The sequence below is a fragment of the Azospirillum sp. BE72 genome (assembly GCF_031455875.1).
In the GTDB taxonomy this organism is placed as follows: domain Bacteria; phylum Pseudomonadota; class Alphaproteobacteria; order Azospirillales; family Azospirillaceae; genus Azospirillum.
In genome coordinates this window covers 45,678-71,906 of record NZ_JAVDTO010000012.1, presented here as the reverse complement: position 1 = coordinate 71,906, position 26,229 = coordinate 45,678, and the positions used below count along the sequence as shown (strand labels likewise).

Genomic DNA, 26,229 nt, shown 5'->3' with positions numbered 1-26,229 from the left:
CCGGCGACTTGGTTGATGGTTTTCCGTGGAGGGCGTCCGACCCGCCCGCGCCGCTTCCGACCGCCGGAACCGCGGCGTCACGCCGCTGGCTTCAGACCGGTCTTCGAGCCGATGTGAGCGACCGCCATCGAGAACACCTGATCGGCATCGAGAGCGGAGGTATCAAGCACAAAAGCGTCGACAGCCGGACGGAGCGGGGCTACCGCTCTCTGGCTGTCACGCGCATCACGAGCCTTCATGTCCTCCAGGACATCGGAGGATATAGCCGGAATCCCCCGTCTCTGCAACTCCTTGAGTCGCCGTTCGGCCCGGACCTCCACCGAAGCGGTAACGAACAGTTTGGCCTGGGCATCGGGGCAGACCACCGTTCCGATGTCGCGCCCGTCCAGGACCGCTCCCGGCGCGCCGCCCGGCGGATGGGCCGCGAAGCGCCGCTGGAAGTCGAGAAGCGCCGCCCGCACCTCCGGCACCGCCGCCACCTTGCTGGCCGCCTGCGCCGCCTCGTCGGTGCGCAGCGCCACCTCCTGCAGGATGGGGTGCTCCGGGTGCAGTTCATAGGCCGCCCGCGCCGCCGCGGCATTGTCGGCCGGATCGCCGCCGGCCCTGAGGACCGACACGCCGACCGCGCGGTACAGCACGCCGGTGTCGAGATGGGCGAAGCCGAAGGCGTCGGCGATGCGCTGCGACAGGGTGCCCTTGCCGCTGGCGGCCGGACCGTCGATGGCGACGACGACCGCCTTGGCCGGGGTCTCCTGGTTGGATAGCGGCTGCGTCATCGCCTCACGCCTCGCCGATCTTCGCGCCGAGCCCGTTCATCAGACCGACGAAGCCGGGGAAGCTGGTGTCGATGAAGGCGCCGTCGTCGACCGAAATCGGCTGTTCCGACGCCATGCCCAGCACCAGGAAGCTCATGGCGATGCGGTGGTCCATGGCGGTGGCGACGGTGGCGCCGCCCTTCGGCCCCTTGCCCGTTCCACCGGTGCCATGAACGGTCAGGCTGTCGTCGGCGCCGACCTGCACCGACACGCCGCAGCGGGTCAGGCCTTCCGCCACCATGGCGAGGCGGTCGCTCTCCTTCACCCGCAGCTCCTTCAGGCCCAGCATCACCGTGGTGCCCTCGGCACAGGCGGCGGCGGCGGCCAGGATCGGATATTCGTCGATCATGCTCGGCGCGCGGTCGGCCGGCACCACCACGCCCTTCAGGGCGCTGTGCTTCACCCGCAGGTCGGCCACCGGCTCGCCCGCCTGGTCGCGGCGGTTCTCGAAGGCGATATCGGCGCCCATCTCCACCAGCGTGTCATAGAGGCCGGTGCGGCGCGGGTTCATGCCGACGTCGTTCAGCAGCAGCTCCGAGCCCGGCCGCAGCAGGGCGGCGACCGCCGGGAAGGCGGCGCTGCTGGGATCGGCCGGCACATGGATGGTCCGGCCGCTCAGTTCCGGCTGACCGATGACGGTGACGGCGAGGGAACCGTCCTCCAGCCGCTCGGTCGTCACGGTGGCGCCGAAATGGCGCAGCATCAGTTCGGTGTGGTCACGCGTCGGCTCCGCCTCGATCACCGTAGTGGCGCCGGCGGTGTTGAGCCCGGCCAGCAGGATCGCCGACTTCACCTGGGCCGACGCCACAGGCAGGCGGTAGGTGATCGGAACCAGATCGCCGCTGCCGATCACGGTCAGCGGCAGCCGGCCGCCGGACCGCCCGACGAAGCGGGCGCCCATCTCCTCCAGCGGCTTGGTGACGCGGGCCATCGGCCGCTTGTTCAGCGAGGCGTCGCCGGTGAAGACGCAGGTGATCGGATGGCCGGCAACCAGCCCCATCAGCAGGCGGGCGGCGGTGCCGCTGTTGCCCATGTCCAGCACCTGGGCCGGCTCCTGCAGCGCGCCCAGCCCGACGCCGCGCACGCGCCAGACGCCGGCCCCCTGGCCGTTGTCTTCCCGCTCCGCCTGGGCGCCCAGCAGGCGCATGGCGGCGGCGGTGTGCAGGACGTCCTCCCCTTCCAGCAGGCCGTGGATCACCGTCTCGCCCACGGCGATGGCGCCCAGCATCAGCGACCGGTGCGAGATCGACTTGTCGCCGGGCACGCGGATGCTGCCCTGGATCGCGCCGGTGGCGGCGGAGCGCAGCGGCTTCGCCTGCGTGACGGGGGTCTGCGTGACGGGGGCCTGCGTCATGGGACGGGTCCTTCGGATCGGAAAGCGGTTGTGGCCGCGTTCCTATCACAGCCCCCGTCGTGATGCGAGAGGGCCGGACTCCATCCGCCTCCCCTCCAGATGCCGGCCGGGCAGAAACGAAAAGAGGCCGCCCGAAGGCGGCCGCGAGTTCAAGGAGGAAACCAAATGGAGGAGTTGCACGGTGTGCAGGTCCGTTCTAGCCAGTTATGGTTAACGTCCTGTAAAGGCAACCCCTGTCCGGCCGGGATACCTCTTTCCCGCGACGCCTGCGCACCGGCGGCATCCGGCTGCGCCGCCCTTCCGGCATCTTTTTTTTGACAAGCGCCTCTGGCCGTGGCAAAGGGCGCCTCTTGAGAACCCCCCTGATTTTTGTGACGGAGGACACTGGCGTGGCCAAACCCGAATGGGGCGTCAAGCGCATCTGCCCGAGCTGTGGCGCTCGCTATTACGACATGCGCAAGGACCCGCCGGTCTGCCCGAGCTGCGGTGCGCAATTTGATCCCGAAGCCCTGCTGAAGTCCCGCAAGGCCCGCCCGGCCCCGGCCGACGACACCAAGAAGGTGGCGGTGGTGGCCGAGGACGAGGAGGAGGCCGAGACCGAGGCCGAGACTCCGGAACTCGAGGATGTCGAGGACGACATGTCCGTCGAGGACATCGAGGAGACCGATGAAACTGCCGACGATGAGGACGATGTCCTGATCGAGGACACGTCGGAGCTGGGCGAGGACGACATGGACGAAGTCGTCGACGTCGAGGGCGAGGACGAGGAGGAGCGCTGACCGGCGCCCTTCCCGGTGGGATGGGAGCGTCGTTGGAAGAGGCGGGGATGCCGGTGAAAAAAAGCGCGAAACGGTCGATTTTCCGCTTGCATCACTCCGCCGCCTGACTATTATCCCGCTCCACCAAGGCCGGACGGAAACGACCGGCCCCCAGAGTTAAGGGGCCATAGCTCAGCTGGGAGAGCGCTACAATGGCATTGTAGAGGTCAGGAGTTCGATCCTCCTTGGCTCCACCAACACACTGAAGGCTCGGCAGGCGACTGCCGGGCCTTTTGTCTTTCCCGCGCGGCTTGATGTCGGAACAGGTCTTTGTTCCCGCATGATAGGCAGCGGAATGGACGCCACACCAAATAAATAGATTTTTATCGAAATTAACTCCACCATGGGATGAGTTGAATTTTGGAATGCAGGCATTCGCATGCTGCACGCAAAACTACATGGAAAGCTCCGCTACGATGCGGAAGGAAACGCAAAGCTTCTGGAAGACAGTCTAACGTCGACGGTCTTCGAACGGCTCGCCTATCTTCCGGACGATCGACTCATCGCGATCCTCTTCGATCCTTCGCTCTGGCCCCTGCACCCTCCGCTCATACTCCCGGTGTCGGTCGAGTCCGTCACCTTCTGGCCGCTCTGGGCGTGGCCCAAGACCACTACTCCCACCGTCACCCGCAGATCGACCGAACCCGACCTCGTCATCGAGTTCGACGATCGGATCCTGATTGTCGAAGCCAAGCGGCACGACGAGACGCCGACCCAGTTCGGCAACCAACTTGCCGATGAATGGTGGACGGCCCGCCACAAGTTCGCCGATGGACGGCCCGTATCCGTCCTGGCCGTGTCGGGACTGCGCGATCCGAAGCGTGAGTTGGAAATATTGAAGCGTGACGCGCTGAACCGGCTGGCCGCTCTTTCCCGCGGTGAGTTCGACGACCGGCCGGAGACTTTTGATCTTGGATACGTGTCATGGCGGGACCTGTATCTCCTGACCCGGAAGGCGCTGTCACATGACCGGCCAGAACAGAACCGGCTGCTGGAGGACATTGGCAGCGGGCTTATCAGACACGGCGTAAGGCTGACGGAGCCCTGCTGGCTCGACGGAATGCAGAAAATGGATTGGTCGACTTTGAAGAGCCCGTTTGCCACCGACCATTTCCGCCGGTCGGACCTTCCTTTTCTCGGCCTCCAAGGCGGAATGCGCACCTGCCCCAATTTCTTTCGAGAGGGAATATTTCATGACTGATTCTGACCGCAACGACCTGACGGCGGCGCTTGCAGACGTCCGCCGGGCATACCGGCTGCTCTGGGGATACCAAAAGCGGATCCTGCACATCGTAGCGGAAATCCGCGAACAGCTCGGCTTCATACCAAGCTCGATCGAGTATCAGTTCGATCCACCGGACCAGAAGATTGAGGATCCGAGTCGGTGGATGTGGGATGCTCTGCCATTCAGCATGATCGGCTTCGAGGCAGAGCAGGGAGAGGGTCGCGCACAGTGCGGCAGCCGCATGCTCTACATCGATGTGGTGTCGGACACCGGCCTCGCGCAGGAAAAGAACCGGAGCGGCAACAAGTGGGAGCCCAAACCAGACCGCTTCCAGCCGCCGGAGGACTGCCGCAGTGAATTACGCCTGTACATCCTGCAAAACAGCAGGGAACGGGATGAGAATTTCGCCTGGCACCGGGACGTGGTCGTCGAGGTTGGGCATTGGAAGGCGGAGGGCGCCGCATACAGGGACGCGAGCACCGGCGTCCTGATCTATGGGGAAACGATCGATCTGATTGAGTTGGGCAACCGGGCGGCACTCGCCGCTCGCATCGACCGTTTCCACGTCAGCGCGCAAACCCAATTGAACGCTCTTTCCCGACGCTAAGGGGTTTGAAGCCCAAAACGGCGAAGGCCGCGAACCCGTTCCGGTTCGCGGCCTTCAGAATGGTGGGCGGTACTGGGATTGAACCAGTGACCCCTACGATGTCAACGTAGTGCTCTCCCGCTGAGCTAACCGCCCACTGTATCGACCGGCGGAGGAGCGCGTGGCGTCGTTCCGTCCGGCGTGGGCGGGTGTATACCCACCTCGGCGCGGACGCGCAAGCCCTTTCATGAGCCCTTGCGCTTTTTTTGCCGGACGGCGGCAGGGCGGTGGGCGTTCCCGTGACAAAAGGCCCCCCTGTCCATTACATCATTGAACCATGGACGCCTCCTTCGACGCGCAACGCGACGCCGGTGCCGGCGCCGGTCCGGCCATTCCGGCGGCGGACGCCCCGGCATTCGAGATTCTGGCCCCGCAGAGCCAGAGGCTGCCGCTCGTCCTGGCGTCGCCGCACAGCGGGAACGCCTATTCCGCCGCCTTCCTCGCCTCGTCCCGGCTGGATGCCCGGGCGCTGCGCAAGTCCGAGGATTGTTTCGTCGACGAGATCTTCGCCTTCGCTCCCGGCTTCGGCGTGCCGCTGATCCGCGCCTTGTTTCCGCGCGCCTATCTGGACGTCAACCGCGAAGCCTACGAACTGGATCCGGAGATGTTCGCCGATCCGCTGCCGGCCTACGTCAACACCCGCTCGCCCCGTGTCGCGGCGGGGCTGGGCACCATCGCCCGCGTGGTCGCCAACGGCGAGGACATCTACCGCGGCAAGCTGCGCTTCGCCGAGGCGCTGGACCGCGTCAGCCGCTGCTACACTCCCTACCACAATGCCCTGCGCCGGCTGGTGGACGACACCCGCGACGCCTTCGGCCACGCCCTGCTGATCGATTGCCATTCGATGCCGTCGGCCAGCACCGCCACCACCGGGAAAGGTGGCGGGCGGGGCGGCAACCATCCCGAGATCGTGCTGGGCGACTGTTACGGCAACGCCTGCGCGCCTGCGGTGATCGACGCGGCGGAGGAGTTCCTGCGCGGGCTCGGCTATGCCGTCAGCCGCAACAATCCCTATGCCGGCGGCTACACCACCCGCCATTACGGCCGGCCGCGCCAGGGCATCCACGCCCTGCAGATCGAGATCGCCCGCGACCTCTACATGGACGAGGCGGCCCTGAGCCGCCTGCCCTATCTGGACGTGCTGGCCCGCCACATGACCGAACTGGCCGACACGCTGGGCCTGCTGCCGCCCCACGGCCTGGGACCGCGCTGACACCGCGGGTCCCGCTCCACGGTTTGGGGGGCGGTTTTAGGGGCCGCTTTAGGGCCATTGCCCCGCCCCTGCCACAGTTTCCCGCTATCACCTCAAGGGCCAAGCTTCCGCTTGGCGCCGGTCCGCAGCCCGGCCTTCGCGCAAAAAAAGGGCCGCGGGCGAACCCGCGGCCTTCAGTCTAGGGAGGAAACGCCCAAGAAGTGCGTTACGCCAACGTCCACGCCGAGGCACGACCGTTGCCGCACTGCACAATATGAACGCGCCCCCGGCCGGCTTCAAGAGCAAAAAGAATTTCTCATGCATTACATCATGTTAACCTGCGAGAGAGGTATCGCGAAGCGGATAGCGCACAGGACCTTTCGCTGCATTGCAGCATGACCCTTCGTGCAAGGGCATGACCGAAGGGACGGGAGGCAGCGGGACCTTGGGACCCCTGTCTTGAGCTTGACGGCCGGCGCCCGGAACCAAGACCGCCGATGTTCGTTTCAGAGTGGTCCAATGCCGGGTATCCGCCAAAGGCGGTCCGGTTTGCGGGCTGCGGAACGCCCTGCCGGCGGCCAATAAGGAGAAGAAGATCGTGAGCAGGCTCGTCGTCGTATCCAACCGGGTGGCCCTGATGGAAGAGGGCAAACAGGCGGCCGGCGGTCTCGCCGTCGCCATCCTGGCAGCCCTGAAGAAGACCGGAGGCATCTGGTTCGGCTGGAGCGGAAATGTCGTCGACGGCGAGTCCCAGGCCGAACCGACCCGGACCGATGCCGGGAAGCTGACCTACGCCACGCTCGATCTCGGCCGCCGCGACCATGAGGAATATTACAACGGCTTCGCCAACCAGACCTTATGGCCGCTGTTCCATTACCGGCTGGGCCTGATCTCGGTGAACCGGCGGACGCGCGAGGGGTATGAGCGGGTCAACGCCTATTTCGCCGACAAGCTGGAGCCGCTGCTTCGCGCCGACGACATGATCTGGGTCCACGACTATCACCTGATCCCCTTCGGTGACGAACTGCGCCGCCGCGGCTGTTCGCAGCGCATGGGCTTCTTCCTGCACACGCCCTTCCCGCCGCCGGAACTGCTGACCGCCCTGCCCAACCATCGCGACCTGATCCGCGAACTGTGCGCCTACGATCTTGTCGGCTTCCACACCGCCTCCGACCTGCGCGGCTTCTGCGACTACATCCGCACCGAAACCGACGGCACGGTGGAGCAGCGCGGCGCCTATGGCAGCGCCATGATCCGGGCCTTCGGCCGCACCCTGATGGCGAAGGTCTTCCCCATCAGCATCGACACCCCGGCGCTGGAAAGCCTCGCCCGCACCGCCGGCCGTTCGCGCCAGGCCGAACGGCTGCGCGAAAGCCTGGTCGGCCGCCGGCTGATCATCGGCGTCGACCGGCTCGACTACTCCAAGGGCCTGCCGCAGCGCTTCGCCGCCTTCGAACAACTTCTGGAAAGCTATCCGGAGCATTGCAACCGCGTCTCCTTCCTGCAGGTCGCCCCGCCGAGCCGCGAGGACGTGCCGGAATACATCGCCATCCGCCGCGAACTGTCGGAGATGGCCGGCCGCATCAACGGCCGCTTCGCCGAGTTCGACTGGCAGCCGATCCGCTACCTGAACCGCAGCTTCGGCCAGCGCGTGCTGGCGGGTTTCTACCGGCTGGCGAATGTGGGGCTGGTGACGCCGCTGCGCGACGGCATGAATCTGGTCGCCAAGGAGTATGTCGCCTGCCAGGACGGCGACAATCCGGGCGTCCTGGTGCTGTCCCAGTTCGCCGGCGCCGCGCATGAGATGGGCGAGGCGCTGATCGTCAACCCTTTCGACATCGAGGGCGTCGGCGACGCGCTGCAGCGGGCGCTGACCATGCCGCTGGGCGAGCGCAAGGAGCGCCACGCCGCCCTGATGCGGACGCTGCGACGCCACGACATCAGTTGGTGGCGTGAAAGCTATGTGGACGCGCTGACCCGCGCACCGTATGACTTTCCGGTCACCTGAGCATCCGCTCGGCCCACCAGCAGCGCAGGTCCGGACCCATGGCCGCCTCTCCCATCCTCGTCGCAGACATCGGTGCCACCAACGCGCGCTTCGGCCTGATCGACGGCCGGATGGTGCGCGAAGCGCGGGTGCTGCGCTGTGCCGATTATGTCTCGATCGAGGATGCGGCCACCGCCTACCTGTCGGCGGTCGGGCTGGCGGCGCCGGGCACGCCGGGCCGGCCGCGGCGCGGCGCCTTCGCGGTGGCCGGGCCGGTCACCGGCGACCACATCGCCATGACCAATCTGGTCTGGCAGTTCTCCGTCGGCCGCGTGCGCGACGCCCTGGGTCTGGAGGGGCTGGTCGTCATCAACGACTTCACCGCCGTCGCCCTGTCGGTGCAGCGTCTGGCCGAGGAGGACCGCCGGCAGGTCGGCGAGGGGACGCCGCAGCCGGGTGCCGTCGTCGCCGTGCTGGGGCCGGGCAGCGGGCTGGGCGTGTCGGGGCTGGTGCCGGGGGCGAACGGCCGCTGGACCGCGCTGTCGGGCGAGGGCGGTCATGTCACCATGGCGCCGATCAGCGACCGCGAGAGCGCCGTGCTGGCCCAGCTGCGCAAGGGCTTCGACCATGTCTCGGCCGAGCGGGTGCTGTCGGGTCCGGGCCTCGTCAACCTCTACAACGCCCTGTCGATCCTGGACGGGCGCGAACCGGCCGCCCTTACCCCCGCCCAGATCACCGACAACGCCCTGGCCGGGACCGAGCCCCACTGCGTGGAGGCGGTGGAGATGTTCTGCGCGATGCTGGGCACCGTCGCCGGCAACCTCGCCTTGACGCTGGGCGCGCGGGGCGGCGTCTACATCGCCGGCGGCATCGTGCCCAGGCTGGGGACGCTGTTCGCCCATTCCCGCTTCCGCAAGCGCTTCGCCGAGAAGGGCCGCATGCGCGACTTCCTGGCCCCGATCCCCACCTATGTCGTCACCCACGAACTGCCCGCCTTCCTGGGCCTCGCCGAGGCCGCCGGGGCGGAATAGGCACCGGACAAGGACACGCCGGAGGGTGCGACCAATCGCGCGCCCATCGGCGGTTGCCCCTATTGCGCCACTTGTCGCTTGAACCGGTGGGATCGTCCCCACATGGTTGTTCCGATCCCTTTCGGATCCCATCGGAACGCCATCCCACCGGAAAGCCCCCGACAAACGCCATGTCCACCGACCTTCGCGTCCGCTTCCTGCACCCGTCGGGCGCCATCGGCCCCGGCAAGATCGCGTTGCTGGAGGCCATCGACCGCACCGGCTCCATCTCCGCCGCGGCGCGGTCGCTGGACATGACCTTCCGCCGGGCCTGGTTCCTGGTGGAAACGATGAACACCGTCTTTCGCGAGCCGGTGATCCGCACCAGCGTCGGCGGCCGAGAGGGCGGCGGCGCCGGCCTGACTCCGCTGGGGCAGGAGGTGGTCGCCCGCTACCGCCGCATGCAGGAGGAGGCCCGCAAGGCCGCCGAACCGCACCTGCGCTGGCTGGACGAGATGCTGAAGGAGGAGCAGCCCGAGGACGGAAAGTCCGAAGACGGGGGCGGGACGCCGCCGGCCGGCTGACCGCTTGATTTGCCAGCCAAGTCATCGGCTTGGCCGCTTCAAGTTATCGTCGAAACTCCGCCAAGTGCTGATGTCCGCTTTTTCTTCCATGCGCGCGGTGCAGCCCTGGGCACCGGGAAGCCCGGTGGTGCGGCGGGGCGCCGCGCCGTACATATGGCTCCGTTGCAGCTTGGCGTCAGCGTGACCGATCGGCAACAGACGTTTTCCCGGCATCCCATCCGCCACACCACCCGAACGGGCCGCTTGCGCGGCACCGCAAGGGACCCTTGCGCCCTTCAGCCCCCTCCCGAGCCACCGCCGCCATGCTGTCCCTCCCCCTGCCCATCACCGCCGCCGATGCCTTCGGCGCGGCGGCCTTCGCCGGTTCATGCCTGTGGCCGCTGATGAAAAAGCGCCGCGCCCTGCTGGCCGGGCAGGCGGCGACCAACCTGATGTTCATCATCCACTATGTGCTGTTGGGCGCCCACACCGCGGCGGCGCTGTGCCTGCTGGTGGTGACGCAGGCCCTGGTGGCGATGCCGGAGGGGCGCAACCGCTGGCAGACCGCGGCCTTCGCCGCCACGGTCCCGGCCATCGCGACAATCGCCGTCTTCACCTGGTCGGGCCTGCCCTCGGCGCTGTCCAGCCTGGGCATCACCTTCTCCACGCTGGCGCGCTGGCAGTCGGATGCGGTGCGCATGCGCCTGTTGCTGCTGGTGGCCGGCGCCTTCTGGATCAGCCACAACGCGCTGGTGATGTCGCCCTTCGCCATGGCCTCGGACCTCTTCAGCGCCGCCGCCAACCTGCTGCGCCTGCGCGGCGAGCGCCGCAAGGCCGCTCCGGCAGATGCCGGCACGGCGAACGCCAATGCGACGCCGAAGGGTCTTGCCGCCGCCTGACGACACCGGCTCAAAGCCGCCTCGCATGACCGGGCTAACGCCTCCGGATGGGTCCTGCCTGTCCGGAGGCGATCGAATTGGGCACTGGCGCACCGGCACGCTCCCGCCTAAAAGGAGCCAGACGCGCTTTACGGCGCAGTGCAACAGGCGCCTTACGGCGCACCGCAACGGCAGCGACGAAGGACGGCCCATTCATGCTGAAGCGTCTTTACGACTGGACCATGGCCAAGGCCGCGTCGAAGGATTCGACCAAGTGGCTGGCCGGGGTGTCCTTCGCCGAAAGCTCCTTCTTCCCGCTGCCGCCGGACCTGCTGCTGGTGCCGATGGTCATCGCCAACCGCAAGGCGGCCTGGAAGCTGGCGACGATCTGCACGCTGGCCTCGGTGGTCGGCGGCATCGCCGGCTACATGATCGGCTATTTCCTTTACGAGACCATCGGCCGCTGGGTCATCGATTTCTACCACCTGACCGACAAGTTCGAGCAGTTGCGCCAGACCTTCGTCGATTACGGGGCGGAGATCCTGATCATCAAGGGCATGACGCCGATCCCCTACAAGCTGCTGACCATCACCGCCGGCGTGGCCCATCTGCCGCTGTGGGTGTTCATCGGCGCCTCGATCATCTCGCGGTCGATGCGCTTCTATCTGGTCGCGGCCCTGCTGTACTTCTTCGGCCCGCCGATCCGCGCCTTCATCGAGAAGCGGCTGACGCTCGTCACCAGCGTGTTCGCGGTGGCGCTGATCGGCGGCTTCCTGGTGGTGAAGCTGCTGTAACCCGCCACCCTATTTCAGACAGACAGGACCTCCATGCCTCCGCGCGGGCGCCCGCCCCATCCCAGCCGCTCCCGCCCCCACCACCCCAGGCCCGCCGCCCCGACAGCTCCGTCCACCCCGGAGCTCACGGAATCGCGCAAGCTGTTCCGCGTCGCCGGGCTGGCTGCCGTCTCCGCCCTGTTCGCCCATGAACCGGAGCGGGTGGAGCGCCTGTTCTTCGACGAGCGGCTGAAACCGGCGGTCGGGGCCTTCTGCAAGACGATGGCGGCCGCCCGCAGGCCCTACCGCATGGTGGAGGGAGAGGAGCTGGCGAAGGTCGCCGGCACCGTCCTGCATGGCGGGGTGGTGGCGCTGATGGCGCCGCGCAGCGTGCCGCTGTTCGATCCGGAGGTCGCGCGCCGCGCGGGCGAGCCGCTGCTGATCCTGGACGGCGTCGGCAACCCGCACAATCTGGGCGCCATCCTGCGCACCGCCGCCTTCTTCGGACTGCCGCGCGTGCTGGTCTCCGACCATCCCGGCCAAGCCCTGCCGTCGGAGGCCGCTTATCGCGTGGCGGAGGGCGGGTTCGAGTGGGTGACGCTGGAACGCGCCCCAGCATTGCCCGCCCTGCTGAAGCGGCTGCGCACCAGCCACCGGGTCTTCGGCACGGCACTGGACCAGAGCCGCCCGACGGTGGATGCCGGCGCGCTGACCGGCTGGCGCGGCAAGCAGAACACAAAACCGCCCGCCGTCATCCTGGGAAACGAGGAGGATGGCATCCCGCCGGCCACGCTCGCGGCCTGCGAGGCGGTGCTGACCATCCCCGGCAGCGGGCGCATCCAGTCGCTGAACGTCGCCGCCACCGCCGCCATCCTCATCCACGCCCTGGCGACGGGCTGAACGCGCTCCAGCGCTACCCGAGCATCAGGATCAGCACCAGCGCGACCACGGCGACCGACGCCAGCGGCAGCAGTTCCACCCCGTTACGCGTCCAGGTCGGCGCGGCGTGGTGATGGCCCGCATGGCCGGTCCCGATGTCGTCGGCCCAGCCATGGCGCGACGGCACGGCACCAGGGGCCGAGACCGCCGGTGCTGCCGGGCTCGCCATGTCGACCACGCCGTCGCCGCGGCGGTAATCGCCGGTCTGCCGGGCCAGCGCCGGGTTGGGACGGCCCTGCATCAGGCGCGAATCGTCCAGTTCGACCTCGACACCGGCCGCTTCGACCCGCTCGATCACCGCGGCGGTTTCCTCCGGCGTCATGGTGTCCACGGGCAGGATGCCGCCCAGCGCCTCGGCGCTCAGGCGGTTGCCGTTGCGGCGGCCATGCTCGATCAGCGATTCGACGAGGCGATCGTCGGTGGTGCTCGCCATGGTGACTCTCCTTTCTCAAGTTCCTCCTGGCTCACAGGGTCAAACACGGGGAAACGCCCGAAGGTCCCGACATGCACGGCGAGCCCTGCGCCATCTTGCCGCGGCCGGGCCGCGACCCGACATAAGGGGTCCCTCCAACGGATCGCTACTGATGGGAGACCCGACCATGCTGGGGCATTTCATGCGCAAGCCGCCGACGCTGCCGACGCCGGAGGAGGCGCTGCCCGGCCGCAGCCAACCCGTTCCGGTGCCCGACCAGCATCACGTCAACGGCCACCGCCTCGCCCCGCCCTACCCGCCCGGACTGGAGGTCATCGACCTCGGGCTCGGCTGTTTCTGGGGGGCGGAGCGCAAGTTCTGGCAGGTTCCCGGCGTCTGGGTGACCGCCGTCGGCTATCAGGGCGGCCACACCCCGAATCCGACCTATGAAGAGGTCTGCTCCGGCCGCACCGGCCACACCGAGGCGGTGCGCGTGGTCTACGATCCGGCGATGGTGACGGCCGAGGATCTGCTGCGCGTCTTCTGGGAATCGCACGACCCGACCCAGGGCATGCGCCAGGGCAACGACGTCGGCACCCAGTACCGCTCCGCCGTCTACACCCACACCCCCGCCCAGAAGGCGGCGGCGGAGGCGACGCTGGCCGCCTACCAGGACCGGCTGGCGCAAGCGGGTTACGGCCCGATCACCACGGAGATCCGCGAGGCGCCGCCCTTCTACTTCGCGGAAGGCTACCACCAGCAGTATCTCGCCAAGAATCCCAACGGCTATTGCGGGCTTGGCGGCACCGGCGTCACCTGCGCCGCGTGATGAAGCGCGGGTAAAAGCCGGCCAGTAAAAATCGGCCAGTAAATGCCGGGTTACGGCGCGCCCGCCGGGCTTGGCCCTCGCGGTTGCGCCGAACCGGCCCTTGCGGGTATGGTTCCGGCGGCTCTTGAAAGCTCCGGCGGCGTTACCCCCGCGGGAGCGCCGCCCGTCCAGCTGCGATTGTCATGACCAAGGAAAGAACCGAGCTGGCGACGCCGTCCCTCAGCGGCCTGCTCGAATTCTGGCTCACCAAATCCGTCGCCGGCCGGCCGCCGGTCCCCAGCAGCATCTCCCCGGCCGATTTGCGGCCGTGGAAGGACAACATCGTCGTGTTCGAGGTGATCGGGGAGGAATCCGGCACCTTCGTCTATTCCTATTACGGCAAGGCGCTGGTCGCGGCCTTCGGCCAGTCGCGCCTGGGCGCCACGCTGGACGATCTGCCGCCGGAACAGCGCGCCGTGCTGCAACCGGAATACGAGACGGTGCGCCGCGAACGGCTGCCTGTCGCCCGTGTCCACACCGCCGTCTTCGGCGGCCGCAGCCGCAGCTTCGAACGGCTGGTCCTGCCGATGTCCAGCGACGGGGTCGGCATCGACAAGCTGCTGGTCGCCGCCTACGAGATGACGCCGCGCGAGCTGGCGGCGCGCCCGCCTCTGCCGGGCGGCTCCTCCTCCGGTCCAGTCCCCCTCACCGTTCAGAAGCCGGGAGCCTCGGCATGACCCCGCGTATGCCGCATCTCGCCGCCCCGCCCACCCAGGCGGGCGTGGTGACCGCCGACGAGTTCAATCTATGGTGCGCGCTGAACGGCCGCCCCTTCAACCTCGTCCCCAACCCGCGCCCCGACGGCCGCGTGATGTGGGATGTGGAGGTTCTGCCCGGCACCCCGCGCGCCGGCACCGTCTATTCCACCAACCTGTCTGACGAGGCGCTGGCGGTGGTCGCCGGCTTCGCCTTCCTGTCGGGCGTCGAATGGGCCTATGAGGCGCGCGACCCGGCCGAAGCCGAGGCTCCCGCCGCGCCCCCGTGCGAGGCTGCGCCGGCGCCGGAAGCGGCAAGCCCCTGCGCGCCCGCACCGGCCGCACCGCAGGCCGCCCCCGCTGCCGCACCCGCCGCTCCGGCGGAGCCGGTGGACTATCCCACCGTCTATTCGCTCCCCGCCGTCACGCTGCTGCAGAACCCGCCGCCGCGCCCGGTCCAGCAGCATGACGAATCTGTGCTGGCCCGCAATGCGCGGATGCTGGAAACCGTCCTGAAGAACTTCCGCGTCCGCGGCGAGATCATGGACGTGCGCCCCGGCCCGGTGGTGACGCTTTACGAGTTCGAGCCGGCCCCCGGCACCAAGTCGGCCACCGTCATCAACTTGACCGACGACATCGCCCGCTCCATGAGCGTGGTGACCGCCCGCATCGCCATCGTCCCCGGCCGCAGCGTCATCGGCGTCGAGCTGCCGAACCCGGTGCGCGAGATGGTCTACCTGCGCGAGAGCTTCGACCACGACGCGTTCCGCAACACCACGGCCCAGCTCGCCATCGCGCTCGGCAAGGACATCAGCGGCGAGCCGGTGGTGGCCGACCTCGCCCGCATGCCGCACCTGCTGGTCGCCGGCACCACCGGCTCGGGCAAGTCGGTGGCGATCAACACCATGATCCTGTCGCTGCTCTACCGGCTGCCGCCGGAGCGCTGCCGCTTCATCATGGTCGATCCCAAGATGCTGGAGCTGTCGGTCTATGACGGCATCCCGCATCTGCTGACTCCCGTCGTCACCGACCCCAAGAAGGCGGTGGTGGCATTGCGCTGGGCCGTGCGCGAGATGGAAAGCCGCTACGAGGCGATGTCCAAGCTCGGCGTCCGCAACATCGAGGGCTACAACGCCCGCATGGCGGAGATGATCGCCGCCGGCGAGAAGATGCCGCGCCGCGCCCCGGCGCCGGGCGAGCCGGAGAACGTCTTCGACCTGACACCGTCGGAGCCGACGCCGCTGCCCTACATCGTCGTGATCGTCGACGAGATGGCCGACCTGATGCTGGTCGCCGGCAAGGAGATCGAGGCGGCGATCCAGCGTCTTGCCCAGATGGCCCGCGCCGCCGGCATCCACCTGATCATGGCGACGCAGCGCCCCTCGGTCGACGTCATCACCGGCACCATCAAGGCCAACTTCCCGACCCGCATCAGCTTCCAGGTCACCAGCAAGATCGACAGCCGCACCATCCTGGGCGAAGCCGGGGCGGAACAGCTGCTGGGCCAGGGCGACATGCTCTACATGCAGGGCGGCGGCCGCATCACCCGCGTCCACGGCCCCTTCGTCTCCGATTCGGAGGTCGAGGAGATCGTCCAGTACGTCAAGGCGCAGGGCGCCCCCAACTACGTCACCGCCATCACCGAGGAGGAGGAGGAAGCCGCCGCGGTGGAGGACGAGGACGGCGGTTCGGCTGCGACCGGCGACGACCTGTACATGCAGGCCGTCAACCTTGTGGTGCGCGAAGGCAAGGTGTCGGTCAGCTTCATCCAGCGCCAGCTGCAGATCGGCTACAACCGCGCCGCCCGCCTGGTGGAGCGGATGGAGACCGAGCGCGTCGTCGGCCCGGCCAACCACCAGGGCAAGCGCGAGGTCCTGCTGTCCCACGCCGGCCTGTCGGCCAAGCGCGCGGGGGTGTGATCCCCTCTCTCCCGCAGTGAGACTCCCCATGGACCCCAAGCCGCATTTCGAGACCCTCGCCCGCTACAACCGCTGGGCCAACAGCCGCCTGTACGACGCCGCGGCGCAGTTGTCCGACACGCAGTTCCGCGAGGATCGCGGCGCCTTCTTCCGCTCGATGCGCGGTACGCTGAACCACATCTTGGTCGCCGACCGGGTGTGGCTGGAGCGGATCGAAGGCGCCGGGCCGAAGCCCTCGGCGCTGGACGAGATCCTGTTCGACGGCTTCGCCGGCCTCCGCGCCGCCCGCGAGGCGGAGGACGAGCGCATCCTGCGCGTGCTGGGCTCCACGCGAGCGGAGCGGTTCGAGTCGGTCCTCTCCTACCGCAGCATGGCGGGCACGGCCCATGAGCTTCCCTTCGCCCAGGTGCTGACCCACGTCTTCAACCACCAGACCCACCATCGCGGGCAGGCCCACGGCCTGTTGAGCCAGTTCGCGCTGGAAGCCCCGTCCATCGACTTCGTCTATTTCCTGCTGGAGTCGAAATGAGCCGCCCCATCACCGACCTCGCCGCGCTGGAAGCCCTCTATGGCGAACCGGTCGCCGCCTCCATCGCCAAGGAGGTGCCGGCGCTGACCCCCGGCTACCGCGCGCTGATCGAGTCGTCGCCCTTCTTCGTACTCGCCACCAGCGGGCCGGGCGGGCTGGACGCCTCGCCGCGCGGCGACGAACCGGGCTTCGTCCGGGTGGCGGACGACCGCACCCTGCTGATCCCCGACCGCCGCGGCAACAACCGCATCGACAGCCTGCGCAACATCCTGGCCGATCCTCGCGTCGGGCTGCTGTTCCTGGTGCCTGGGCTGAACGAGACCCTGCGCGTCAACGGCCGCGCGGTGATCGACACCGACCCTGCGCTGTGCGAGAGCTTCGCCGTCGACGGCAAGGCGCCGAAATCGGTGCTGGTGGTGACCATCGAGACGGTGTTCTTCCAGTGCTCCCGCGCCCTGCTGCGTTCCCGCCTGTGGGACCCGGCGGCGCAGGTGCCGCGGGCCAGCCTGCCGTCGGTGGGGTCGCTGCTGGCGGAGGCCAGCGCCGGGCGCGAGGGCGGCGACGCCTACGACCGTTCTCTGGCGGAGCGGATCCCCAAGACGCTCTACTGAGCCGCGAGACGGCCGGCGGCGGACGCCTGCCCGCCGTCATCCGGCAAGCGGATGGTGAAGACAGAGCCTTCCTCGCGCGCGCTCTCCACCGTCAGGGTGCCGCCATGGGCGGCAACGATCTTCTTCGCCATATAGAGCCCCAGCCCGGTGCCCTTCGTCCCGCGCGAGGAGGAGGCGCGGAAATAGATCGAGCCGATCCGCTCCACCTCCTCGGGCGCCATGCCGAGCCCGCGGTCGGCGACGCGAATGACGATTTCACCTCCATCCCCGGCCGCCTCATAACCGGCCGTCACCCGCACCGGCGCCTCCGGGGGGGAGTAGCGCAGCGCGTTCTGCACGAGGTTGCCGATCGCCACCCCCAGGAAGGGCGCGTCGACCAGCAGCGGGTGGTCCGGCGTCTCCACCGCCACCTCCAGCCGGTCCTCCGCCTCCGTCCCCGTCAGGCCGCCCAGCGCCTCCTCCATCAACTGGCCCAGCGCCACCGGTTCCGGCTTCAGCGCCAGCGCTCCCTGGTCCAGCGCGTCGGAGGACAGGAACAGCTCCACCAGTTCGACCATCTTGCGGGTGGTGTTGCGGATGCGCTCCAGCCGGGTCAGCGCCGCCGGCACCGTGACCGCCCCGGACAGCTCGATCATCTGCGCCGCGCTGTCGATGGAGGCGAGCGGGGTGCGGAACTCGTGCGACAGCATGGCAACGAAGGTGCGCTGCTCCTCCGCCCGCTTGGTGGCGAAGGCCGACTCCTCGCGGGCACGCAGCCGTTCGGACTGCAGGCGGCCGATGCGCAGGGCCAGACCGACGCCCAGCACCAGAACCGCCAGCATGGACGAGATCTGATAGGGATCGGCGACGGCGAAATCGGCCGGCAGCACGCCACGCAGCGACATCTGCGTCAGCAACAGGCCGGCGAGCGAGACCATCGTGCTGGCCAGATAGAAGCGCGGGCTGAGATCGCCGGGATTCAGCCAGGCCATGCGCGCGGTCAGCACCAGCGCGATCACCACCACGACCAGCGCCGACAGCGTCACCACCGGGTTGGTCAAGGCATAGAGCGGCGACACCGTCGTCGGCAGCATCAGCAGGGACAGCAGCGCCAGCCCCTGGTAACAGCGGCGCAGCCACGGCGCCCCGCTCCGCAGGTCGAGGATATAGACCCACATGATCAGCGCCGCGGCGAAGCCCAGGAAGCCGCTGCTGCCCACCATCATGTTGATGGCCCAGCCCGGCATGTCCGGCAGCAGGGCGGCGGCGATGCCGTTGGCGAACAGGTAATAGCAGAAGACGGTGGCGACATAGCCGGTGTAGGCCAGCAGCGCCCCGTCGCGCAGAAGCAGCCCCAGCGCGACGTATCCCAGCGTCAGGATACCCAGCACGCCGAGGAACAGGCCCTGGAACAGCAGGTCGGGCGTCTGGTGGCCGACATAGGCCGCCGGCGTCCACATCCGGGCGGACAGGCGGATGGCGCTGATCGAATCGACGCGCAGATAGAGCGAGACCGGCCGCCCTTCCGGCAGGGTCAGTGGCAGGGCGTGCAGCCGCGTCTTCATCGGCCGCTGGCTGAAGGGCACGAAATCCCCCAGACGGACCAGCCGGTAGGCATCCGGACTCTGCGGCCGGCCGTCCGCCGCCGTTGAAATCGGCCCCATCGCCTTCGGTACGAACAGGTCGAGACGGTCGATGTAGGCCTCGCCCATCTCAAGGATCCAGTCCGCAGGCGCACCGGGGGCGCGCAGCAGGTCGAACCGGTACCAATGGATGTCGCGGGTCTGGCCGGCGCCGCGGAAATCGCTGCGAGGCTCCATGGCCCCTGCGGCATCGGCCTTCAGGAGGTCGGCGAAGTCCAGCTTGCGCTCGGGATCGACAAGCCGGGCGAAATGCCCGGCCAGCGTGGCGCCGGTGGTGGACGCCTCAAGCCGCAGCGGCTCCACCGGCGACGCCGCCGATGCAATGCCAACGGCGCAGACCAAAAGCAGGACCGCGCCAAGCACGAGACTCGGAAGACCGCGCAGAAGGCCAAAGGGCCGACGCCCCGCCCGATTCTCCGCGCAACGTCCCGCCAAGGTGCGAATGCGGATGGCCGGCAGGCTACCGCGCCGGCTTTCCATCCACCGGCCGCTCGCGCCGCCGTTCATCGCATCCTTGGTCATCGTACGGCTTCGATAAAGCTAAAGTTTTAGGAAAAGATTAAGCACATATGCATTCCAGCCCCGCCTTTCCCCGCCCCTTGTCAGATGCGCGAGGGCGACAGTTTGAACTCCACCAAAGCGTCTGTCGAGGCGAGCGCCGCGACGAGTATCATCGGGTCGAGGTCGCCCTTGCCCTGCAGAACCAGCTGGCATTCGAACTGTCCGCTGCCGTTGGCGAGGTGGAAGGCCCAGTCGACCACCTCGAACCCATGGCGGGCCACCTGTGCCCGCAACTCGTCCGGCGGCGGCGCCTTGTCGCGGGGAAAGACCAGCGTCAAATGGACCACCGAGCGGTGCGGCAGCAGCCGCTCGATCGGCCGCAGCAGGCTCATCACCAGGATGGTCAGCAGCGCGGCGGCGATGGCGACGGCGTAGAAGCCAAGCCCGATGATGATGCCGATGGCCGAGGTCGCCCAGATCGACGCCGCGGTGGACAGGCCGCGGATCGACAGCCCCTCGCGCATGATCACGCCTGCGCCGAGGAATCCGATGCCGGTCACGATACCCTGGATCACCCGCGTCGGGTCGCCGGCCCCGGCGGCGCCCTCGGATCCCATGCCGCCGTACCACATGGCGGGATAGGCGTTGACCACCGTCAGCGCGGCCGACGCCAGGCAGACCAGCCCATAGGTCCGCATTCCCGCCGCCCGCCCATGATAGCTGCGCTCGTACCCCAGCAGCAGCCCGACCGCCAACGCCCCCAACAGATGCAGAAGAATCAGTCCGTTGGTCACCAGCTCGGCCGGCGACCAGTAGGAGCGCAGCAAATCCATGGCCATCCCATCTCGAACCGAAGCCTCGGGCCCTTCCTGCAAGGCCCGGCTCCAGTTTAGCGCGGTCCGGGCCGGAACGCCCGCACGGCGCGACGGGAGGGTCCGCCGCGCCATTCCGTCACAGGCGTGAATAGCCCCGCTTGACCTGTGTCAATTGCAGACCGCCCGAAAGTATCGATACTAAGGGCCGAAAACCGGTACCTAAGGACCATACCTTGGTATCGGTCGATCCGTTCCCGCACCGACCGAGAGTGCAGCCATGAGGCCCACCAGTTCCCCCGTCCTGTCCCATCCGTCCGATCGGATCGCGACCGAGTCCGATCCGGCTCCGACCCGCCGGGCCGAGGGACTGATGTTCCTGTGGCTGGCCTTCCTGGTCTGGCCGCTGATCGCCATCGGCTCCGTGTCGGCCTACGGCTTCTCGATCTGGATGTACCAGCTCCTCACCCACTGAGTCTTCCGACATGCCCCGCGCCCCCGAAGTCCACATCTCCAGCCTCGTCATCCAGCACAGCCCCGACTGCACCGAGGCGGTGCGCGAGGCGGCGAACGCCGTCGACGGACTGGAGTGGTGCGCATCGGAGAACGGCAAGGCCGTCGTGACGCTGGTCACCTCCAGCGCCGCCGAGGTGGTGGACCGCATCGCCCAGTTGAACGCCGTGCCCGGCGTGCACACCACGACCATGGTCTACCACCACTACGAACCCGCGGACGCGATCGACGCAGCCTGACGCCACAGCCGTCCAGGCGCGCCGCATCCGCCCATTCCGAACGAAATTCCTCCAAGACTGGAGTCCATCGCATGTTCCTGTCCCGCCGCGATTACCTGAAGGCGCAAGCCGCCGCTGCCGCCGCCGCGGCGGCCGGAATCTCGTTGCCCGCATCGGCCGCCAACATCCTCACCGGCGAAGGCGCCAAGCTGAACTGGTCCAAGGCCCCCTGCCGGTTCTGCGGAACCGGCTGCGGCGTGATGGTCGGCGTCAAGGACGGCCGCGTGGTCGCCACCCACGGCGACGTGAAGGCCGAGGTGAACCGCGGCCTGAACTGCGTGAAGGGCTATTTCCTGTCCAAGATCATGTATGGCGAGGATCGGCTGAACCAGCCGCTGCTGCGCATGAAGGACGGCAAGTACGACAAGGACGGCGAATTCGCGCCGATCAGCTGGGACGCCGCCTTCGACATCATGGCGCAGAAGTGGAAGGAGACCCTGAAGAAGAAGGGTCCGACCGCCGTCGGCATGTTCGGGTCCGGCCAGTGGACCATCTACGAGGGCTATGCCGCCTCCAAGCTGATGAAGGCCGGCCTGCGCTCCAACAACCTGGACCCGAACGCCCGCCACTGCATGGCGTCGGCGGTGGCCGGCTTCATGCGCACCTTCGGCATGGACGAGCCGATGGGCTGCTACGACGACATGGAGCAGGCCGACGCCTTCGTGCTGTGGGGCTCCAACATGGCGGAGATGCACCCCATCCTGTGGACGCGCGTCACCGACCGCCGCCTCAGCCATCCCGACTGCAAGGTCGCCGTCCTGTCGACCTTCGAGCACCGCAGCTTCGACCTCGCCGACATCGGCCTGGTCTTCACCCCCGGTTCCGACCTGGCGATCCTGAACTACATCGCCAACCACATCATCAAGACCGGCCGGGTGAACAAGGAGTTCATCGAGAAGCACTGCAACTTCAAGCGCGGCCGCGACGACATCGGCTACGGCCTGCGTCCCGAGCATGCGCTGGAGCAGAAGGCGAAGAACGCCGCCAAGGCCAACGACTCCGACCCGATCAGCTTCGACGAGTTCGCCAAGTTCGTCGAGCCCTACACGCTGGACAAGGCGCATGAGCTGTCGGGCGTGCCGAAGAACCGGCTGGAGGCGCTGGCCGAGCTGTATGCCGACCCGAAGGTGAAGGTCGTGTCCTTCTGGACCATGGGCTTCAACCAGCATGTCCGCGGCGTCTGGGCCAACAACCTCGTCTACAACATCCACCTGCTGACCGGCAAAATCTCCCAGCCCGGCAACGGTCCCTTCTCGCTGACCGGCCAGCCGTCGGCCTGCGGCACCGCGCGCGAGGTCGGCACCTTCGCCCACCGGCTGCCCGCCGACATGGTGGTGACGAACCCCGAGCACCGCAAACACGCCGAGGAGATCTGGAAGCTGCCGGAGGGGACCATCCCCGACAAGGTCGGCTACCACGCCGTCCAGCAGGACCGCATGCTCAAGGACGGCAAGCTCAACGCCTACTGGGTCATGTGCAACAACAACATGCAGACGGCCCCGAACACGGCGAAGGAGACCTTCCCCGGCTACCGCAACCCGGAGAACTTCGTCGTCGTCTCCGATCCCTATCCCACCGTGACGGCGCTGGCCGCCGACCTGATCCTGCCCACCGCCATGTGGGTGGAGAAGGAGGGCGGCTACGGCAACGCCGAACGCCGCACCCAGCTGTGGCGCCAGCTGGTCGACGCGCCGGACGGTGCCAAGTCCGACCTGTGGCAGATCATGGAGTTCTCCAAGCGCTTCCGCATCGAGGAGGTGTGGCCGGAAGAACTCCTGAACAAGAAGCCGGAATACCGCGGCAAGAGCCTCTACGACGTGCTGTTCCGCAACGGTCAGGTCGACCGCTTCCCGCTGTCCGACCTCGACCCGAACTATGGGAACCACGAGGCCAAGGATGCCGGCTTCTATGTCCAGAAGGGCCTGTTCGAGGAATATGCCGCCTTCGGCCGCGGCCACGGCCACGATCTGGCGCCCTTCGACCTCTACCACCAGGAGCGCGGCCTGCGCTGGCCGGTGGTGGACGGCAAGGAGACCAAGTGGCGCTACCGCGAGGGCTCCGATCCTTACGTGAAGGCCGGCGAGGGCATGCGCTTCTACGGCAACAAGGACGGCAAGGCCAATGTCTTCGCCCTGCCCTACGAGCCGCCGGCCGAAGCGCCCGACGCCGACTACCCGTTCTGGCTGTCGACCGGGCGCGTGATCGAGCACTGGCACAGCGGATCGATGACGCTCCGCGTGCCGGAACTGCGCAAGGCCTTCCCCAACGCCGTGGTGTTCATGCACCCCGACGACGCCAAGGACCTGAACGTCCGGCGTGGGCAGGAGGTGCGCATCACGTCGCGGCGCGGCGAGGTGCGGGTGCGGGTCGAGACGCGCGGACGCAACAAGCCGCCGCGCGGCCTGGTCTTCGTCCCCTTCTTCGACCACACCGTCCTGATCAACAAGGTGACGCTCGACGCCACCGATCCCATCAGCAAACAGACCGACTTCAAGAAATGCGCGGTCAAGATCACGCCCGTCGTGAACGCCTGAGGAGTGCCGGCATCATGAAGACCCGTTTCCTGATCGCCGCGCTGGCCCTTCTGGCCGGCGTCCCGGCCCTGACCATCGGCGTCACCTCCGGTGTTGGCGCCGCCGACAAGCCGGTTGCCGCAACCAGCGCCACCGGCACCGTGGGGGGGATCAAGGTCCCCTCCGCCAACCATCCGATCACCCTGGATGTCCCGGTCGAGGCAACCCACCGCGAGATCACCGACGACCAGAAGCGCGTGCGCAACTACGCCGACCAGCCGCCGCTGATCCCGCATGCCATCCGCGACTACCAGATCGACCTGAACATCAACAAATGCCTGACCTGCCACGACCGCCGCAACACGGCCGGTTCGCAGGCGCCGATGCTGTCGGTCACCCATTTCCAGGACCGTGACGGCCAGACGCTGGGCACGGTGGCGGCGCGCCGCTACTTCTGCACCCAGTGCCACGTCCAGCAGACCGACGCGCAGCCCATCGTTCCCAACAGCTTCCGCGACTTCGACTCTGTCCTGGGCCATGCCCAAGGCGGCCAGAAATGACGATCCGATCCGCCCTTACGTGCCTGTGGCGGCTGTTCGCCCGCCCCAGCGTCCATTTCAGCCTGGGTTTCCTGACGCTGGGCGGCTTCATCGCCGGCGTCCTCTTCTGGGGCGGCTTCAACACCGCCCTGGAGGCGACCAACAAGGAGGCCTTCTGCATCAGCTGCCACGAGATGCGTGACAATCCCTATGAGGAGCTGAAGCAGACCATCCACTTCACCAACCGGTCGGGTGTGCGCGCCAGCTGCCCCGACTGCCACGTCCCGCATGAATGGACCGACAAGATCGCCCGCAAGATGCAGGCATCGAAGGAGGTCTGGGGCAAGATCTTCGGCACCATCGACACCCGCGAGAAGTTCCTGGACAAGCGCCGCGAGCTGGCCGAGCACGAATGGGCGCGGCTGAAGTCCAACAACTCGCTGGAATGCCGCAACTGCCACAGCGCGGACTCGATGGACATCACCAAGCAGAACCCGCGCGCCGCGAACATGCACGAGACCTACCTGTTCACCGGCCAGAACACCTGCATCGACTGCCACAAGGGCATCGCCCACCGCCTGCCGGACATGCATGGGGTGGAGCCGGGCTGGACCATGAAGACCAGCCAGAAGTGAGTGCCTAGTTGCTGCAACAGCCCCGTCTCCGGAAGGAGCGGGGCTGTTTGCGTTTCACGGGAAACGTGGTGGCTGGCGAATGCCCCCTCCTAACCTCCCCCGCTGGGCGGGGGAGGGACTGCCGCCGAACGCCGACAAAACTCCAATCCCCTCCCCCACCCAGCGGGGGAAGGTCAGGGTGGGGGCAATCGAACCCGACGCCCACCTACCCCAGCATCGCCACCGTCCACAGCGCCAGCAGCGTCACCAGCACCGCCTCGCCCAGCCCGATCAGGACGCGCAGCCCGATCGCTACCCACCAGCTCGCCCAATCGCGGCGGTGGCGGACCTCTTTCAGCAACCGTTCCTGAATGCCGGCGACGGTGCGGCGGGCCGACAGGCTGGCGATGCCGCCGACCAGCGCCACCACTCCCGTCCCCAGCACGAAATACAGCGCCCCCTTCCAGCCGGCGAAATGGTCGGGGTCGTTCAGGTAATGCCCGGCGCCGACGACGATCCACACCGCCGCCGGCCAGACGCCGACGATTTCCGGCCCAGGTCCTTCCCTCTTCGGCTCCTCTTTCCGAACGTCGCTCATCGCCGCCCTCCCTCAACCGCCCGGCACATGGCGGTAGGCCAGCACCCGCGTCGCCGGACCTCCCTCGACATCGGCGAGCGGCAGCAGCAGCTCGACGAACTTCGCCCCCGGCAGCATCGGGTCGTCGCGCACCAGAAGGCAGCGCGGCTCGCCGCTCTCCAGGCAAAGGCGCAGGTCGGACAGCCAGCGTTGCGCCGCCTGTTCGGGATGGCACTCCGTCACCCGCCGCGTCGTCGGCCTGCCGTCCAGCCGGCGCTGCAGCGCGCGGCCGCAGGATTTGTAGATGAAATCGCTGCCGTCGGCGGTCGGCTCCATCAGGGCGATGCGCGGCACGCTCTCGCGCACCTGTGCGGTGTCGATCTCGACCGCCAGCGGCATGCGGCGCTTGCGCTTCAGCCGGAGCCAATGGGTGTAGAGCACGCGGACCTGCGGCGACTGCTCCACGTCGATCGGGTCGGCGCGGCAGGGCGGCGGCGGCAGGTCGAGCACCGGTGTGGCGACCGGCGCGTCGGCGAAGGCGGCGGCGGCCGGCACCGGCTGGGAGACCGGCGGCATCGGCCGGGATGCCGCGGCGGTGACCGGTGCATGTGCCTGCCCGGCGGCCGTGTGCCCGATCCGCCCGCCATGTTTCTTCAGCATCGGCAGCGGCGCCCAGGCCGTGCAGGTGTGATAGCCCTTGGTGATGCGGCGGTAGTCCTGGCTGCTGGCGGTGCGGCATTCGCCCTCCACCCCATGGCGGGCCACAAACACCAGAGTGTTGTCCTCCGACAGCGCGCGTTCGCCCCCCCACGAGACGCAGGCGGCGCAGGCGCGGCTGTCCTTGGCGAATGCGTGGCTCATCGGGGCGTATCTCCAAAGGGTATGCGAAACGGGAGAAGGGGAATTGATGCGTCCCTTTCCCGCCCGGTTCAAGACCCGCATGGGGTGGCGGTGCCGTGCCCGAGATTCAGTCATGCGAGGGTGACATCCATGCCACCCCTTCCCCCCCGGCCCGGAACCCCCTAT

Annotated in this window: 27 protein-coding genes and 2 tRNA genes; 21 read left to right on the top strand and 8 right to left on the bottom strand. The window is 68.0% G+C overall.

The features are described from left to right. Positions 1-77: 77 nt before the first annotated feature. Positions 78-776 carry a (d)CMP kinase gene (cmk, locus tag J2Y49_RS23330; protein ID WP_194911391.1) on the bottom strand — a complete coding sequence of 233 codons (699 nt, stop codon included), beginning with the start codon at positions 774-776 and terminating at the stop codon, positions 78-80. Between the two features lie 4 nt (positions 777-780). Further along, a complete protein-coding gene (gene aroA / locus J2Y49_RS23325; protein WP_310117377.1) occupies positions 781-2,169 on the bottom strand; it encodes a 3-phosphoshikimate 1-carboxyvinyltransferase in 1,389 nt (462 codons plus the stop codon). 389 nt (positions 2,170-2,558) lie between these two features. Here aroA and J2Y49_RS23320 point away from each other — a divergent pair, with 389 nt between their 5' ends. The 4 genes from J2Y49_RS23320 (at position 2,559) to J2Y49_RS23305 (ending at position 4,819) form a co-directional block, all read left to right on the top strand. Beyond that, complete coding sequence (locus J2Y49_RS23320) at positions 2,559-2,948, top strand: TIGR02300 family protein (protein ID WP_310117376.1); 390 nt, start codon at positions 2,559-2,561, stop codon at positions 2,946-2,948. A 160-nt stretch (positions 2,949-3,108) separates the two neighbouring features. Next, positions 3,109-3,184: transfer RNA gene (locus J2Y49_RS23315), tRNA-Ala, on the top strand. A gap of 182 nt (positions 3,185-3,366) precedes the next feature. Further along, complete coding sequence (locus tag J2Y49_RS23310; protein ID WP_310117375.1) at positions 3,367-4,188, top strand: hypothetical protein; 822 nt, start codon at positions 3,367-3,369, stop codon at positions 4,186-4,188. Beyond that, positions 4,181-4,819, top strand: coding sequence for a hypothetical protein (locus J2Y49_RS23305; protein WP_310117374.1), 639 nt, complete (start codon positions 4,181-4,183; stop codon positions 4,817-4,819). Before J2Y49_RS23310 ends, J2Y49_RS23305 begins: the two co-directional genes overlap by 8 nt. Positions 4,820-4,879: 60 nt before the next feature. On the opposite strand, the gene J2Y49_RS23300 is transcribed toward J2Y49_RS23305, so the two are convergent. Further along, positions 4,880-4,954 (bottom strand) — tRNA-Val (locus J2Y49_RS23300). Positions 4,955-5,135: 181 nt separating this feature from the next. Here J2Y49_RS23300 and J2Y49_RS23295 point away from each other — a divergent pair. The 7 genes from J2Y49_RS23295 to J2Y49_RS23265 all read left to right on the top strand — a co-directional run bounded on the left by J2Y49_RS23295 (position 5,136) and on the right by J2Y49_RS23265 (position 12,161). Continuing rightward, a complete protein-coding gene (locus J2Y49_RS23295; RefSeq protein ID WP_310117373.1) occupies positions 5,136-6,071 on the top strand; it encodes an N-formylglutamate amidohydrolase in 936 nt (311 codons plus the stop codon). Positions 6,072-6,648: 577 nt separating this feature from the next. Next, on the top strand, positions 6,649-8,058 hold the full coding sequence (gene otsA, locus J2Y49_RS23290) for an alpha,alpha-trehalose-phosphate synthase (UDP-forming) (RefSeq protein WP_310117372.1): 1,410 nt from the start codon (positions 6,649-6,651) through the stop codon (positions 8,056-8,058). Between the two features lie 38 nt (positions 8,059-8,096). Further along, a complete protein-coding gene (locus J2Y49_RS23285) occupies positions 8,097-9,068 on the top strand; it encodes a glucokinase (protein ID WP_310117371.1) in 972 nt (323 codons plus the stop codon). Positions 9,069-9,238: 170 nt separating this feature from the next. Beyond that, a complete protein-coding gene (locus J2Y49_RS23280; RefSeq protein ID WP_310117370.1) occupies positions 9,239-9,631 on the top strand; it encodes a LysR family transcriptional regulator in 393 nt (130 codons plus the stop codon). Positions 9,632-9,933: 302 nt separating this feature from the next. After that, a complete protein-coding gene (locus J2Y49_RS23275; RefSeq protein ID WP_310117369.1) occupies positions 9,934-10,509 on the top strand; it encodes a YgjV family protein in 576 nt (191 codons plus the stop codon). Between the two features lie 194 nt (positions 10,510-10,703). Further along, a complete protein-coding gene (locus J2Y49_RS23270; protein ID WP_014246643.1) occupies positions 10,704-11,282 on the top strand; it encodes a YqaA family protein in 579 nt (192 codons plus the stop codon). 33 nt (positions 11,283-11,315) lie between these two features. After that, positions 11,316-12,161 (top strand): RNA methyltransferase, encoded by an 846-nt coding sequence (locus J2Y49_RS23265; protein ID WP_310117368.1) that lies wholly within the window; start codon positions 11,316-11,318, stop codon positions 12,159-12,161. Positions 12,162-12,174: 13 nt separating this feature from the next. Here the strand turns inward: J2Y49_RS23265 and J2Y49_RS23260 are convergent, their stop codons facing one another. Then, positions 12,175-12,633, bottom strand: a complete 459-nt coding sequence (locus tag J2Y49_RS23260) for a hypothetical protein (RefSeq protein ID WP_310117367.1) — start codon at positions 12,631-12,633, stop codon at positions 12,175-12,177. Positions 12,634-12,799: 166 nt separating this feature from the next. Between J2Y49_RS23260 and msrA the strand changes: the two genes are divergently transcribed. From msrA to J2Y49_RS23235, 5 genes are all read left to right on the top strand, one after another. Next, positions 12,800-13,441 carry a peptide-methionine (S)-S-oxide reductase MsrA gene (gene msrA / locus J2Y49_RS23255; RefSeq protein WP_310117483.1) on the top strand — a complete coding sequence of 214 codons (642 nt, stop codon included), beginning with the start codon at positions 12,800-12,802 and terminating at the stop codon, positions 13,439-13,441. A 182-nt stretch (positions 13,442-13,623) separates the two neighbouring features. Then, entirely contained in the window at positions 13,624-14,157 is a 534-nt protein-coding gene (locus J2Y49_RS23250) for a hypothetical protein (protein ID WP_014246639.1), read from the top strand. Then, complete coding sequence (locus J2Y49_RS23245; protein ID WP_310117366.1) at positions 14,154-16,094, top strand: DNA translocase FtsK; 1,941 nt, start codon at positions 14,154-14,156, stop codon at positions 16,092-16,094. Before J2Y49_RS23250 ends, J2Y49_RS23245 begins: the two co-directional genes overlap by 4 nt. A 28-nt stretch (positions 16,095-16,122) precedes the next feature. Next, positions 16,123-16,623: a DinB family protein gene (locus J2Y49_RS23240; RefSeq protein ID WP_310117365.1), complete on the top strand. Its 501-nt coding sequence runs from the start codon at positions 16,123-16,125 to the stop codon at positions 16,621-16,623. Then, positions 16,620-17,234 (top strand): pyridoxamine 5'-phosphate oxidase family protein, encoded by a 615-nt coding sequence (locus J2Y49_RS23235; RefSeq protein WP_310117364.1) that lies wholly within the window; start codon positions 16,620-16,622, stop codon positions 17,232-17,234. Before J2Y49_RS23240 ends, J2Y49_RS23235 begins: the two co-directional genes overlap by 4 nt. On the opposite strand, the gene J2Y49_RS23230 is transcribed toward J2Y49_RS23235, so the two are convergent. Then, positions 17,228-19,219: a sensor histidine kinase gene (locus J2Y49_RS23230; RefSeq protein WP_310117363.1), complete on the bottom strand. Its 1,992-nt coding sequence runs from the start codon at positions 19,217-19,219 to the stop codon at positions 17,228-17,230. The genes J2Y49_RS23235 and J2Y49_RS23230 overlap by 7 nt on opposite strands. 239 nt (positions 19,220-19,458) lie before the next feature. Continuing rightward, positions 19,459-20,190 carry an MgtC/SapB family protein gene (locus tag J2Y49_RS23225; protein WP_310117362.1) on the bottom strand — a complete coding sequence of 244 codons (732 nt, stop codon included), beginning with the start codon at positions 20,188-20,190 and terminating at the stop codon, positions 19,459-19,461. A gap of 259 nt (positions 20,191-20,449) precedes the next feature. Here J2Y49_RS23225 and J2Y49_RS23220 point away from each other — a divergent pair, with 259 nt between their 5' ends. The 5 genes from J2Y49_RS23220 to J2Y49_RS23200 all read left to right on the top strand — a co-directional run bounded on the left by J2Y49_RS23220 (position 20,450) and on the right by J2Y49_RS23200 (position 24,647). Continuing rightward, a complete protein-coding gene (locus J2Y49_RS23220) occupies positions 20,450-20,644 on the top strand; it encodes a periplasmic nitrate reductase, NapE protein (RefSeq protein ID WP_014246631.1) in 195 nt (64 codons plus the stop codon). Between the two features lie 10 nt (positions 20,645-20,654). After that, positions 20,655-20,921 carry a chaperone NapD gene (locus tag J2Y49_RS23215; protein WP_310117361.1) on the top strand — a complete coding sequence of 89 codons (267 nt, stop codon included), beginning with the start codon at positions 20,655-20,657 and terminating at the stop codon, positions 20,919-20,921. A 71-nt stretch (positions 20,922-20,992) separates the two neighbouring features. Next, positions 20,993-23,494, top strand: a complete 2,502-nt coding sequence (gene napA / locus J2Y49_RS23210) for a nitrate reductase catalytic subunit NapA (protein WP_310117360.1) — start codon at positions 20,993-20,995, stop codon at positions 23,492-23,494. Between the two features lie 14 nt (positions 23,495-23,508). Further along, positions 23,509-24,033 carry a nitrate reductase cytochrome c-type subunit gene (locus tag J2Y49_RS23205; RefSeq protein ID WP_310117359.1) on the top strand — a complete coding sequence of 175 codons (525 nt, stop codon included), beginning with the start codon at positions 23,509-23,511 and terminating at the stop codon, positions 24,031-24,033. Next, complete coding sequence (locus J2Y49_RS23200) at positions 24,030-24,647, top strand: NapC/NirT family cytochrome c (protein ID WP_310117358.1); 618 nt, start codon at positions 24,030-24,032, stop codon at positions 24,645-24,647. Before J2Y49_RS23205 ends, J2Y49_RS23200 begins: the two co-directional genes overlap by 4 nt. 205 nt (positions 24,648-24,852) lie before the next feature. On the opposite strand, the gene J2Y49_RS23195 is transcribed toward J2Y49_RS23200, so the two are convergent. Beyond that, positions 24,853-25,224, bottom strand: a complete 372-nt coding sequence (locus J2Y49_RS23195; RefSeq protein ID WP_310117357.1) for a hypothetical protein — start codon at positions 25,222-25,224, stop codon at positions 24,853-24,855. A 12-nt stretch (positions 25,225-25,236) separates the two neighbouring features. After that, complete coding sequence (locus tag J2Y49_RS23190; RefSeq protein ID WP_310117356.1) at positions 25,237-26,064, bottom strand: hypothetical protein; 828 nt, start codon at positions 26,062-26,064, stop codon at positions 25,237-25,239. Positions 26,065-26,229: the final 165 nt, after the last annotated feature.